This window comes from Dermacoccus sp. BD5, from assembly GCF_044878485.1.
In the GTDB taxonomy this organism is placed as follows: domain Bacteria; phylum Actinomycetota; class Actinomycetes; order Actinomycetales; family Dermatophilaceae; genus Dermacoccus; species Dermacoccus nishinomiyaensis.
The window spans coordinates 81,061-91,624 of the sequence record NZ_JANJER010000012.1 but is presented as its reverse complement, the minus strand read 5'-3'; the positions used below and the strand labels follow the sequence as shown (position 1 = coordinate 91,624).

Sequence of the window (10,564 nt, the reverse complement as noted above, 5' to 3'; positions counted from 1 at the left end):
CCCCCCCCCGCCCCCCGCGCCCCCCCCCCCCCCCCCCCGCCGGCCCCCCCCGGCGGCGCCCCCCCCCCCCCCCCCCCGCGCCGGCCCCCCCCCCCGGGGGGGGGGGCGCCCCCGGCAGCATGCTCGGTCAGCGCGTCACTTGACGGTGACGTTCACCGAGTCCGAAGCGAACTGCGAGCCGTTCTCGAGGAACTTGATCGAGTAGGTGCCCGACTGCTCCATCGGTACCTTGACGGTCAGCGTGACAGCCTGGCCGTCAGCGTTCGAGGTGCCCTTGGAGTCGAGCGTGCCCTTCTTCGACTGTGAACCGTTCGAGATCTCATAGCTGTACTTCGCGCTGGACTTGAACTGCACGGCTGTCGTGAAGTAGACCCGCTGGCCCTTGTACGAGGCGTCGATGCTGCTCGCGTCCTCCTTGCAGAACTGAGCCGACGACACGTAAGCCAGGTTCTTGCTGAGGCACGAACGCGTCTCGTGGCTCGAGGCGAAGCCGATGATGTCGCTCTTCGTCACCTTTGCAGAACTGGCTGCCTGCGAGCTGGGCGACGAAGACGAGTCGGTCGATGCTGACGAGCTCGTCTCCGAGGTCGCGGGCGACGACTCGGGCGACGATTCAGCGGCGCTCGACGTCTCGGGCGCAGCCGACGTGGCCTGCGACTGGGCGGCCGTGGGGCTCGACGACATGGGGTTGCTCGGCACAGCGGCGCCCGACGATGAGCTGCCGCCGCTCTCGACGGTGCTGCATCCTGCAAGCGTGAGCGAGGCCAGTGCGAGCGTCGGGACGATGGTTCGGCTGATCTTCATGGCTTCCTCCTGGTTGTCGGTGTCAGCATTCTGATGCGTTGGACCCGGATCCGGTTCCATCTCGGAGCAAAGAATTCATGAAGCCTCGATAGATCCTGAATGCGGCCTGGTCTCAGCCGTTCACGACGACCCGGAAGTCGCGCCGCACGAGCAGCTTCTCGCCCTTGTAGACCTCGCAGCGGGCGTCATCGCTGCCCGCGACGGTGATGCTCGCCGTCACCACCCCGAGGTTCTTGTCGACGCGCCCTGCCTCGAACGGGAAGTCGAACACCCGCGTGCCCTTGCGGATCCGGACGCGCAGTGGCGACCCCTTCGCCCCCGCGACGACGGCGGAGCACTGCAGGCCCTTGCCGCGCTCGAGGTGGATCACATCAGAGGTCTCGGCGCACGAGAGCGATTTCTTCTTGCGCCCCGGGGTGTCCTTGATCTCGGTGCACATGCGCACCTGGCTGGCGCCGTCGGCGCCCTGTGGGCCCTTGACCTTGACGGAGCCGCTCACCGGCTTGGCGCCGTCGACGGTGAACTCGCACGCGTAGATGCTGGCGGGCATGGCGGGCGGAGCGACGCCGATGTCGCCGCTCAGTGCGACCTCGCCGTCCGAACCGGGCTTGCCGACGTCGCCGGTCTGCTACGTCAGCTCCTCGCCGTCCTTGAGCACACGCATCTTCACCTTGCGTCCCGGTTTGACCGTGGTCGCGCAGGCGAGGTCGCCCCCCTCGTGATCGGCGTCAGTCGACGCTGATCTCGCCCATCTCGTCCCAGCCGTCGCCCTCGACCTGACGCGAGACGATCTTGGGCGTGGCCGTGAGCCATTCAGCCGTCGACGACGTGAAGGCCTTGAAGTGGTCCGAGGAGACGTGCGCCACGGCCGCGTCGTCCTGGAACGCCTCGACGAGCACGAACTCGTTCGGCTTCTCGACGCTGCGGCTCCACTCGAACCACAGGTTGCCCGCCTCGGCGCGCGTGGCCGCGGTGAAGTCGGCGACGTGGTCCATCCACCCGTCGACCTTGTCGGGGCGGACGTCGAACTTGACAACGATGAAGATCATGGTAATTACCTCTCGAGTGCGCCCGCTGGACGTGACGATGACGTGGCGTGCACCTGCGCGACGCCACGTCATCTTTGTATCACCTCATACCGACAACGCCCCGGGCGACGGCTCGACCCGCTCACGCGCACGCAGATCGCTCGCCGTACCCGTCTGCGTCACACGGCCGAGCTCAGGCGACCTCGTCGACCTTCTCCGACTGACGAAGGTCGTCGGAGTCGATGCTGCGCGGCATGCGCAGCCCCTCGTCGAGCAGGAAGCGGACGTAGGCGTAGTTGGAGAAGAATCCGGGCAGCTCGTCGGTGAGCGCGCTGCGTTCGAGCACCTCGCGGGCCTCGTCGAGGCGCTCGGACTCGTCGGCGTCGGCGGTGCGCTTGAGCTTGGTCATCTCCTCGTCGATGACGCGCCCGAGCAGCTCCCGCGTCACCTGCGGGCCCTCGGCGAGCTGCGTCGAGTGGTGCAGCCACTGCCACAGCTGGGCACGGCAGATCTCGACGGTCGCCGCATCCTCCATGAAGTTGCCGATGGCGACGGCGCCCTTGCCGTCGATCCACGCCGCGAGGTACTGCAGCGCGACGCTGACGTTGTGGCGCACGCCCTGCAGGCTCGTCGTCTGCATCGTGCCCTCGAGGCTGACGAGGGCCGCCGCGTCGAAGCGCTGCGGGCGCTTGACGTCGATCTGGTCGAGCTTGTCGCCGAGGACGTGGGTGAAGGCGGACAGCACCGTGTCGACCATCGCGGGGTGGGCGACCCACGAACCGTCGAAACCCTCCTCGGCCTCGCGCTCCTTCTCGGTGTGGACGACGTTGAGGACGCGGTGACGTATGTCGTCGTCCTGCAGCGTCGGGTTGTTCGCGGCGGGCGCGGCGATCGCGTGCGTGCCGCGCTTGTGCGCCGTCGCGACCAGCAGTTCGGTGAACTCGCGCATGAACGGCGTCGTCATCGTGATGCGCTCGCGGTCGGGCAGGACGTACTCGTCGCCGCGGTGGGCGAAGGTACGCACGTAGCTGAAGATGTAGTCCCAGCGGCCCGCGTTGAGACCGGCGGCATGCTCGCGCAGTTCGTAGAGGATCTCCTCCATCGCGAACGCGGCGGGCAGCGTCTCGATGAGGATGCTCGCACGGATCGTGCCGCGCTCGATGCCGAGGGCGTCCTGAGCCTCGACGAAGACGTCGTTCCACAGGCGCGCCTCGGCCGCCGACTCGATCTTCGGCAGGTAGAAGTACGGGCCGAACCCGGCGTCGATGAGAGTCTGCGCGTTGTGGAAGAAGAACAGGCCGAAGTCGACGAGCGTCGCCGAGATCGGGCGGCCGTCGACCGTCAGGTGCTTCTCGCACAGGTGCCACGCGCGCGGGCGCATGATGAGCGTCGGACGCTTGCGCTCCGGGTGCGCGCGGTACTCGCGCACCGCGTCGGCGAGCACGACCTGGCCCTCGATCATGTTGAACCACGTCGGTGACGTCGCGTCCTCGAGGTCCGCAAGCCACGTCGAGGCGTTCGACTCCATCGCGTGCTGCGTCATCGAGCGCGTGACGGGGGAGACGAGCTCGACGCGGCGATCGAGCAGCCCTGGCGCGGCGGGCGCGACCTGCCACGACGCGTCGTCACGCACGGACTGCGTCGCGGGGTCGAAGTCGAGGTCTGTGCCCGTGTTGATGCGGCGTGACAGGTCGCGACGCTGAGCGAGTAGTTCGGCGCGACGTCCGGCGAACGCTCCGTCGAGCCGGCCGAGGAAGGCGAGGGCGCCGGGCGTCAGGATCTCATCGAACCGAGGGTGCAGCTGACCGCGGACGGTGGGGGAAGAGCTCATGAGCCCTCCTTCGGGTGCGCTGTGGGCGTCGTCGGGGCGACGGCTGGGCTGGGCGTGGACTTCCATCATGACCGATCGCGACGCCCGGGCGGGCGGCGCTCGCGACGCGGACACGGCGGCCGCGGCACGCATGAACGCAGGATCGAGCGCTCAGGGTGCGCGGCGCGACGGGGGTAGGGGTGAGCCCCCACCCCCACGCGATCGGAGCCAGGTGATCGCGCGGGAGATGGGGGCCGGTTCAGTGGCGGGAGCAGCTCAGAACTGAGCGCTCTCCGTCGACTCCTTCAGCGCGGTCGTCGACGACTCGGGGTTGAGCGTCGTGGCGACCAGGTCGAAGTAGCCCGTGCCGACCTCGCGCTGGTGACGCGTGGCCGTGTAGCCGCGGCTCTCGGAGGCGAACTCGCGCTCCTGCAGCTCGACGTAAGCCTTCATCTGCTCGCGGGCGTAGCCGTGGGCCAGGTCGAACATCGAGTAGTTGAGAGCGTGGAAGCCGGCGAGGGTGATGAACTGGAACTTGAAGCCCATCGCGCCCAGCTCGCGCTGGAACTTGGCGATCGTGTCGTCGTCGAGGTGCTTCTTCCAGTTGAACGACGGCGAGCAGTTGTACGCCAGCATCTGGTCGGGGAACTCGGCCTTGACGGACTCGGCGAACTTCTTCGCGAGCTCGAGGTCGGGCGTGCCCGTCTCCATCCAGATGAGGTCGGCGTAGGGCGCGTAGGCCTTCGCACGCTCGATGCAGGGCTCGATGCCGTTCTTGACCTTGTAGAAGCCCTCGTTCGTGCGCTCGCCGGTGAGGAACTGCTGGTCGCGCTCGTCGACGTCGGACGTGATGAGCGTCGCGGCCTCGGCGTCCGTACGGGCGATGACGACGGTCGGCGTGTTCGACACGTCGGTGGCGAGGCGGGCGGCGTTCAGCGTACGAACGTGCTGCTTCGTCGGGATGAGCACCTTGCCACCGAGGTGGCCGCACTTCTTCTCGGAGGCCAGCTGGTCCTCCCAGTGCACGCCGGCGGCGCCGGCGGCGATCATCGACTTCATGAGCTCGTACGCGTTCAGCGGGCCACCGAAGCCGGCCTCGGCGTCGGCGACGATCGGCACGAGCCACTCGTCGACGCTCTTGATGCCCTCGGAGAACTCGATCTGGTCGGCGCGCATCAGGGCGTTGTTGATGCGGCGGACGACCTGCGGCACCGAGTTGGCCGGGTAGAGCGACTGGTCCGGGTACGTCTGGGCGGCGAGGTTCGCGTCACCGGCGACCTGCCAACCGGACAGGTAGATGGCCTTGAGGCCGGCCTTGACCTGCTGGACGGCCTGGTTGCCCGTCAGCGCGCCGAGGGCGTTGACGAAGTCCTCGGTGTGCAGCTTCTCCCAGAGGTTCTCGGCGCCGTGCTTGGCGAGGGTGAACTCCTCCTGGATGCTGCCCTGGAGACGGACGACGTCCTCAGCGCTGTAGTCACGCTTGACGTTCTTCCAGCGCTCGTTGGTGTCCCAGTCCTTCTGGATCTCGGCGGCGCGTGCCTGGATGTTCTCGCCAGTCATGGCTCCTGGTCCTTTCCTCGGTGAAGCCTCAGCCGGGTGGCGGTGGGGCTCGATGTGTCCACTCTGGCCGATCGAACTGGCAAGTAACAAGAGTTTTCCGATAAAGATCTGCGATTATTGACACATCGACAGGTTTTTCGGGGTCTTTGGCCCCGAGTGAGCACGAGGTGACGCATGGCGCGGGCGAAGGTGAACGGTATGAGCGACACGAGCGCACCGCGCGAGGGGCGGCTGTCGCGCCCCCACGTCTCCACCGAGACGGCCACCCGACCCGAGCGCGCCGCACCCGACGCCCTGACGATCGGACGACGCCTGCGTCACGTACGTCAGGGCGCCGAGCGGACGCTCGGAGACGTCGCGGCCGCCGTCGGCATGAGCCCGTCGGCGCTCTCGCTCATCGAGAACGGCAAGCGCGAGCCGCGACTATCGGTGCTGACGTCGCTGGCCGAGGTGCTCGACGTCCCCCTCGCCGACCTGCTCGCGACCGCGCCGCCGTCACGGCGTGCCGCGCTGGAGATCCGACTCGAACGCGCGCAGCGCGCCGAGCAGTACTCGGCGCTCGGGCTGCCGACGGTTCGGGTCGGGCCGCGATTGCCGACGGAGGCGCTCGAGGCGCTCGTCGGGATGCACGAGGCGCTCGCGTCGATGCAGAGCGAGCGCGCCGCGACGCCCGAGCACGCCCGGCGTGCGAACGCCGAACTGCGCACGCGCATGCGAGAGGCCGACAACTACTTCGGTGACATCGAGCAGGCAGCCGCCGACCTGCTCGCCGGCGTCGGGCACGCGGGCGGGCCGGTCTCGCGCACCTCCGTCGATCGGATGGCGGAGCACCTCGGGTTCTCGCTCGTGCACACCTCGGATCTGCCGAACTCGACGCGCACCGTCAGCGATCTGGCCAATCGCCGCATCTACCTGCCGCAGCCGGAGGCGGGCCAGCACGACGCGCGTTCGCTCGCGTTGCAGGCGCTCGGGCACCTCGTCCTCGGCCACGAGGTGCCGGCCGACTACGCCGAGTTCCTCTCCCAGCGCGTCGAGATCAACTACTTCGCCGCGGCCGTCCTCATGCCGGAGAAGGAGCTGGGGGCGCGGCTGCTCGAGGCCAAGGCGGCCAAGGACATCTCTATCGAGGACCTGCGCGACGCATACGGCGTCTCCTACGAGACGGCCGCGCACCGGTTCACGAACCTCGCGACGAAGGTGCTCGACATCCCCGTCCACTTCATGCGCATCAGCGCCGACGGCGTCATCTACAAGGCATACGAGAACGACGGCATCGTCTTCCCGGCGGACGCGACGGGCGCCATCGAGGGCCAGCGGGTGTGCAAGCACTGGACGGCGCGTGTCGTGTTCGACCAGCCCGATCTGTCGCGCTCGTACCAGCAATACACGGACACGCGCTCGGGCACGTACTGGTGCTCGGCGTTCGTCGATCGCACCTCGTCGGGCTTGTTCAGCGTCAACGTCGGCACGCCGTACCAGCACGTCAAGTGGTTCCGCGGGCGCGAGACGACGTCGCGCTCGCAGTCGCGATGCCCCGACCCGTCGTGCTGCACGCAGCCGCCGGGGGAGCTGACGGCGCGCTGGGGCGGGCACGCCTGGCCGAGCGCTCGCGTGCATTCGCACCTGCTCGCCGCGATGCCGCCCGGCACGTTTCCGGGCGTCGACGACACCGAGGTGTACCAGTTTCTCGAACGCCACGCGCGCGAGAGCTGACGTCCCTTCCTGATGTCGCCCGGGTTTTCGGGCGCCCGCGCCCGAGAACCCGGGCTACATCACGAGGGAACGCGGCGATTGGGCGTAGCTGGCGCCCTCTGGCAGAATGCCGGGGTACCCGTGTGTCTGCCACCGCAGATGCGCGCCTACCCCGAGTCACGGTTCCCCGCGAGGTTCGGTGTGCGTCCGTACAACGCTCGCCGTCACACCCCCTTCGGTCTTGCCGTGGTTCAAACGAACAGAAAGTGAGACCGCCACCATGGCAGTCAAGATTCGCCTCAAGCGCCTCGGCAAGATCCGTCAGCCCCAGTACCGCGTCGTCGTCATGGACAGCCGGACGAAGCGTGACGGCCGCGCGATCGAGGAGATCGGCAAGTACCACCCCAAGGAGGAGCCGAGCCTCATCGAGATCGACTCCGAGCGTGCGCAGTACTGGCTCTCCGTCGGCGCGCAGCCGACCGAGCAGGTCGCCGCGCTGCTCAAGATCACGGGTGACTGGCAGAAGTTCAAGGGCGAGCCGGGTGCCGAGGGCACGCTGAAGAAGGCCGAGCCGAAGGCCGACAAGAAGGCCCTCTACGAGGCCGCTCTCAAGGCTGCGCAGAACGCGACGGACTCCTCGAAGGACGGCGCCACCACGGCCAAGAAGAAGGCTGACGCCCCCAAGGCCGAGGCGCCCGCCGCCGAGGCCCCCGCCGCTGACGCTCCGGCTGTCGAGGCCGAGAAGACCGAAGAGGCCTGATCCTCGTGCTCGAAGAAGCACTGGAGCACCTCGTCAAGGGCATCGTTGACCACGACGGCGACGTCGTCGTGCGTCACAAGGACGGGCGCCGCGGCGAACTCCTCGAGGTTCGCGTGCACCCCGACGACCTGGGGCGCGTCATCGGCCGCTCCGGTCGCACCGCCTCCGCCCTTCGCACCGTGGTCTCCGCGCTGGCCGGCGGTCGCCCGGTTCGTGTCGACATCGTCGACACCGACCGCGCCCGCTGAGCTGTCGCACCGACGAAACCGCCTCCGCCGTCACGGTGGGGGCGGTTTCGTATTGCCGGGTGCGTCGGCCGGGCGAGCGGCCGGGGTGTGGTCGCGCCGCGAAGGGCTTGGGCGCGTCGGGCCGGCGGCGGACCTGCGGGGTGCGCCCGCGACACGGGCGCCAGGGCTGTGCTGGTGCGATGCGACAATAGGCGGCATGGATGACGTCGTCGTGGCACGGATCGGCAAGGCTCACGGGTTGAAGGGCGAGGTGACCGTGCAGCTGCACACGGATTCGCCGGAGCAGCGGTTCGTGCCCGGCGAAACGTTCGAGACGGAACCGGCCTCACGCGGCCCGCTGACCCTGCGCTCGGCGCGCGTTCACAACGGCATCCACCTGCTCGCCTTCGACGAGGCGCCCGATCGCACGGCCGCCGAAGGGTTGCGCGGCATCAAGCTGCTCGCCGAGGCCGACGACCTCGACGAGGACGACGCCTGGTACGAGGAGGACCTGCTCGGGTTCGACGTCGTCGTCGCCGGTGAGAAGGTCGGCGTCGTCAAGGCGCTCGAATCACGCGAGGTGCAGGATCTGCTCGTCGTCGACGGTGTCGAGGGCTACGACATCCTCGTGCCGTTCGTCGAGGAGATCGTGCCCGAGATCGACGAGGACGCGCGCGTCGTCGTCGTCACGCCCCCGCCTGGGCTGCTCGATCTCGCGCGTCCCGATGCGCCCGACGCCCCCGACGACAGCGCCGCGCTCGAGGCCACCGATCCGGCGGAGGCGAACTGAGCTCGTGCGCTGCGACATCATCTCGATCTTCCCTGAATACCTCGAACCGCTGAAGCTCAGCCTGCCCGGTCAGGCGCAGCGCAAGGGCCTGCTCGACGTGGCCGTGCACGACCTGCGCGACTTCTCGCACGACCGTCACCGCACCGTCGACGACACGCCCTACGGCGGTGGGGCCGGCATGGTGATGAAGCCGCAGCCGTGGTGGGAAGCGCTCGAGCATGTGCGCACCCTGGGCGACGGCACGCCGACGCTCATCGTCCCCGGCCCCGGTGGTGAGGTGTTGACGCAGCGGCTCGCGCGCGAACTCGCCGATGAGGACTGGCTGATCTTCGCGTGCGGCCGCTACGAGGGTATCGACGAACGTGTCTACGAGGCTGCGGCCGACGTCATGCCGGTGCGCGTCATCTCCCTCGGTGACTACGTGCTCAACGGGGGAGAGGTCGCCGTCCTCGCGATGATCGAGGCCGCGGCCCGGCTGCTGCCGGGGTTCATGGGCAACGCAGAGTCGCTCGTCGAGGAGTCGCACGAGGACGGTCTGCTCGAGTACCCCGTCTACACGAAACCCGCGACATGGCAGGGACGCGAGGTGCCGCCGGTGCTGCTCTCCGGCGATCACGGCAAGGTCGCCGCGTGGCGACACCAGCAGCGCCTCGAGCGGACGGCCGCGCGTCGTCCCGACCTGCTGCACGCCTCCTCGGCCCTGACGCCCGGTGGCGTCGACGATCGCTGGGGCGGCGCCCGGATCGCGAAGGCGACGCCCGCCGACGTCGGCGATCTGCTGACGTGCACGCACGCGTGCTGGCTGCGTGAGGGCATTCTCAACGACACGCTGACGATCCCCGCACAGCACGAGACGGTCGAATCGCTCACGGCGTCGCTGCATGAATGGGACACGTACGTCCTGCGTCATGACGGCCGGTTCATCGGTTCGGTGCGGGGCAAGCTCGTCGACGACACCTGGCACATCGGCCGGCTCATGGTGGTGCCCGACCTGCACGGACGCGGCCTGGGGCGCGCGTTGCTGGAGTTCATCCAGGAGGTCGCCCCGAGCGACGCGACGCGGTTCGAGCTGTTCACCGGAACCGGCAGCGAGCACAACCTCAAGCTCTACAAGAAGGCCGGGTTCCGCGGTGTCGTGCAGCCGAACGGCACGACGGTCGTGTTCACCAAGCGTCGCCGGGGGCGCTGAGCGTCGTACCGCGCCTCTCCATGTACCCACGTCCCTGCCTGCCTGGCGGGCAGGGGGGCGTCTTTCCCCGGGGCGCCGGGGCTGCGGATTTCCTCATGGCAGCCGATCCTGGCAGGATGGAACCTTGCGTCATGTCGCCATGAGTCCCCGCCGCAGGGGGAGTGACTCGTGCGGCAGGTACCCCCGGGGTTTCGATGTAGATCATCCCGGGCATCACCTCGCCGATCACGCGGGTCATGAGACTCGACATGCCGCACGTTCCGAACAGCTTTCCGGCCACCATGGCCGGAACTGACCGTGGCAACCTGCGCGTGCCACAGATACGAGAGATCGACATGAACAAGTTCGACGCGATCGAAGCGGCGAGCCTGCGCTCCGACGTCCCGGAATTCCGCGCCGGCGACACGCTCAACGTCCACGTCAAGGTCATCGAAGGCACGCGTTCGCGTGTCCAGGTGTTCAAGGGCGTCGTCATCCGTCGCCACGGCGGCGGCGTCGGCGAGACCTTCACCGTCCGCAAGGTGTCCTTCGGCGTCGGTGTGGAGCGCACGTTCCCCGTCCACACGCCCGTGATCGAGAAGATCGAGGTCGTGACGCGCGGTGATGTGCGCCGCGCCAAGCTGTACTACCTGCGCGACCTGCGCGGCAAGGCAGCCAAGATCAAGGAGAAGCGCGACGCGGTTCCCGCCAAGAAGGCCTGAGAA

The 10,564-nt window shown here is 68.6% G+C and carries 12 protein-coding genes; 7 read left to right on the top strand and 5 right to left on the bottom strand.

Going from position 1 to position 10,564, the window contains the following annotated elements:
- Window positions 1–135: 135 nt before the first annotated feature.
- A complete protein-coding gene (locus NQ706_RS10350) occupies window positions 136–513 on the bottom strand; it encodes a hypothetical protein (protein ID WP_038568827.1) in 378 nt (125 codons plus the stop codon).
- Here NQ706_RS10350 and NQ706_RS10345 point away from each other — a divergent pair.
- Window positions 494–838 (top strand): hypothetical protein, encoded by a 345-nt coding sequence (locus NQ706_RS10345; protein ID WP_150112763.1) that lies wholly within the window; start codon window positions 494–496, stop codon window positions 836–838. The two genes, NQ706_RS10350 and NQ706_RS10345, sit on opposite strands and share 20 nt — an antisense overlap.
- Before the next feature lie 78 nt (window positions 839–916).
- On the opposite strand, the gene NQ706_RS10340 is transcribed toward NQ706_RS10345, so the two are convergent.
- From NQ706_RS10340 to aceA, 4 genes are all read right to left on the bottom strand, one after another.
- Window positions 917–1,354, bottom strand: coding sequence for a hypothetical protein (locus NQ706_RS10340; RefSeq protein ID WP_038568823.1), 438 nt, complete (start codon window positions 1,352–1,354; stop codon window positions 917–919).
- Window positions 1,355–1,532: 178 nt separating this feature from the next.
- A complete protein-coding gene (locus NQ706_RS10335) occupies window positions 1,533–1,853 on the bottom strand; it encodes a putative quinol monooxygenase (RefSeq protein WP_038568821.1) in 321 nt (106 codons plus the stop codon).
- A gap of 172 nt (window positions 1,854–2,025) precedes the next feature.
- On the bottom strand, window positions 2,026–3,663 hold the full coding sequence (aceB, locus tag NQ706_RS10330; protein WP_038568819.1) for a malate synthase A: 1,638 nt from the start codon (window positions 3,661–3,663) through the stop codon (window positions 2,026–2,028).
- A gap of 255 nt (window positions 3,664–3,918) precedes the next feature.
- Complete coding sequence (aceA, locus tag NQ706_RS10325) at window positions 3,919–5,202, bottom strand: isocitrate lyase (protein WP_006944896.1); 1,284 nt, start codon at window positions 5,200–5,202, stop codon at window positions 3,919–3,921.
- Window positions 5,203–5,400: 198 nt separating this feature from the next.
- On the opposite strand from aceA, the gene NQ706_RS10320 reads away from it, so the two are divergent.
- The 6 genes from NQ706_RS10320 (at window position 5,401) to rplS (ending at window position 10,561) form a co-directional block, all read left to right on the top strand.
- Window positions 5,401–6,915, top strand: coding sequence for a helix-turn-helix domain-containing protein (locus tag NQ706_RS10320; RefSeq protein ID WP_051806432.1), 1,515 nt, complete (start codon window positions 5,401–5,403; stop codon window positions 6,913–6,915).
- 259 nt (window positions 6,916–7,174) lie between these two features.
- Window positions 7,175–7,654, top strand: coding sequence for a 30S ribosomal protein S16 (gene rpsP, locus NQ706_RS10315; protein ID WP_038568814.1), 480 nt, complete (start codon window positions 7,175–7,177; stop codon window positions 7,652–7,654).
- A 5-nt stretch (window positions 7,655–7,659) separates the two neighbouring features.
- Window positions 7,660–7,902 (top strand): RNA-binding protein, encoded by a 243-nt coding sequence (locus tag NQ706_RS10310; protein ID WP_006944891.1) that lies wholly within the window; start codon window positions 7,660–7,662, stop codon window positions 7,900–7,902.
- A gap of 196 nt (window positions 7,903–8,098) precedes the next feature.
- Window positions 8,099–8,671 (top strand): ribosome maturation factor RimM, encoded by a 573-nt coding sequence (gene rimM, locus NQ706_RS10305; protein ID WP_038568813.1) that lies wholly within the window; start codon window positions 8,099–8,101, stop codon window positions 8,669–8,671.
- Between the two features lie 4 nt (window positions 8,672–8,675).
- Entirely contained in the window at window positions 8,676–9,860 is a 1,185-nt protein-coding gene (gene trmD / locus NQ706_RS10300; protein WP_288756009.1) for a tRNA (guanosine(37)-N1)-methyltransferase TrmD, read from the top strand.
- Between the two features lie 335 nt (window positions 9,861–10,195).
- Window positions 10,196–10,561, top strand: coding sequence for a 50S ribosomal protein L19 (rplS, locus tag NQ706_RS10295; protein WP_038571206.1), 366 nt, complete (start codon window positions 10,196–10,198; stop codon window positions 10,559–10,561).
- Window positions 10,562–10,564: the final 3 nt, after the last annotated feature.

Coding starts and splice junctions, on each gene's coding strand:
- NQ706_RS10335 (WP_038568821.1), bottom strand. CDS start 1,853: ATGATCTTCATCGTTGTCAAGTTCGACGTCCGCCCCGACAAGGTCGAC.
- rimM (WP_038568813.1), top strand. CDS start 8,099: ATGGATGACGTCGTCGTGGCACGGATCGGCAAGGCTCACGGGTTGAAG.
- aceB (WP_038568819.1), bottom strand. CDS start 3,663: ATGAGCTCTTCCCCCACCGTCCGCGGTCAGCTGCACCCTCGGTTCGAT.
- NQ706_RS10320 (WP_051806432.1), top strand. CDS start 5,401: ATGAGCGACACGAGCGCACCGCGCGAGGGGCGGCTGTCGCGCCCCCAC.
- NQ706_RS10345 (WP_150112763.1), top strand. CDS start 494: ATGATGTCGCTCTTCGTCACCTTTGCAGAACTGGCTGCCTGCGAGCTG.
- rpsP (WP_038568814.1), top strand. CDS start 7,175: ATGGCAGTCAAGATTCGCCTCAAGCGCCTCGGCAAGATCCGTCAGCCC.
- NQ706_RS10340 (WP_038568823.1), bottom strand. CDS start 1,354: ATGCCCGCCAGCATCTACGCGTGCGAGTTCACCGTCGACGGCGCCAAG.
- rplS (WP_038571206.1), top strand. CDS start 10,196: ATGAACAAGTTCGACGCGATCGAAGCGGCGAGCCTGCGCTCCGACGTC.
- aceA (WP_006944896.1), bottom strand. CDS start 5,202: ATGACTGGCGAGAACATCCAGGCACGCGCCGCCGAGATCCAGAAGGAC.